This window comes from Corallococcus praedator, from assembly GCF_003612125.1.
GTDB classification, from domain to species: domain Bacteria; phylum Myxococcota; class Myxococcia; order Myxococcales; family Myxococcaceae; genus Corallococcus; species Corallococcus praedator.
In genome coordinates this window covers 1-1,203 of record NZ_RAWI01000764.1, presented here as the reverse complement: position 1 = coordinate 1,203, position 1,203 = coordinate 1, and the positions used below count along the sequence as shown (strand labels likewise).

Annotated in this window: 1 pseudogene; it reads left to right on the top strand. The window is 72.9% G+C overall.

Going from position 1 to position 1,203, the window contains the following annotated elements:
• Nucleotides 1-1,113 (top strand): annotated as a pseudogene (locus D7Y13_RS41575) (hypothetical protein); the annotation flags it as partial.
• Between the last annotated feature and the right edge of the window lie 90 nt (nucleotides 1,114-1,203).

Below are 1,203 nucleotides of genomic sequence, written 5' to 3'. Positions count from 1 at the left end.
GGGTGCAAGGCGCCGCCGGTGTGGCTCGGGGGGACAGAGGGGCGCGTGGTGTCGCGGACGTTGCCCGCGGTGTTCCACGAGTGGGCGGGCGGAGGCCACGCGACGCTTGCGTGGAGTTCACGGGCCCAGGTGGGGGCGACCGCGTGGGGCGCGCGGCCGGTGTGGAGCGTGGAGGGCACGGCGCTCGATTTCCGCTCCACCGCGGGCTACCCGGCGGGAGGCGGCTTCGGCGCGGTGGGGTTCGATGGTGCGTGGGGCCACGGGCCGGTGGACCTCTTCGTGGAGGCGGCTCGCAGCTTCGACGCGACACCGGGCGGAGGCGGTGGGTTCGGCGTGCTTCAGCGCACGGTGGTGGCGGATCCGTCGCGGGAGCTGGAGGTGTCGCTGCGCGCCTACGGACGCGGCTTCGCCAATCCGTACACGGGCGCGGTCTCCGGGCCGGATGAGCTGGAAGGCTCGCGGGCCCGGAACGAAGTGGGCGCGCGCGTGCGCTACCTGCATCGGCTGGATGCATGGCGGCTGCGGGGCGAGGTGGACACGTGGACGCTGCCCTCCGACGGGGCGTCATCAGGCAGTGCCGGCACGGTGAACCTGCGGGCCTCCGCGCGGGTGGACTGGAAGGCGCATGCGTTGTTTCAGCCCTCGCTGTGGGGCGAGTACCGGGACAAGGACGTCGGTGTGGCGGGGGACTGCTTCGACGGGACGGGGGATGAGCCCTGCTCGGGGTCGCTGTTGCGCGTGTCGGCGCGCGTGAAGGCGGAGCTTCACGAAGCCGTGTCCGTGGCTGCGCAGTACGCGCATGCACGCGTGGATGATCCGGTGAACGGGGGCATGCGCGAGGACGCGCAGGCGGTGGCGGAGGCGCAGGTGAGGCCGTGCGAGGCGGTGCGGCTGCGGGGGCGGGCGGTGTGGAAGGACGAGGACCTCGCGACGCGGAACCGACTGGAGCAGTCCTTCCGCGCGACGTTCGATGCGAGCTGGGCGGCGGGGGACGCGGTGACGACGCGGGCGCGGTACGCGTGGGTGCTCGACTTGAAGGACGCACGCGGTGCCCGGACACCGCCGGACGCGCCACGCCACCTGTTCGCGTTGGAAGTGGAGACGCGATTCTAGGGGAGTGGCGGGTGCCTGGACGTCGCCGGATGCGACGGCGCCTGTTCGGGCTGGAAATGGGGATGCGGTTCTGAAGGGGGTGGCGTGTGG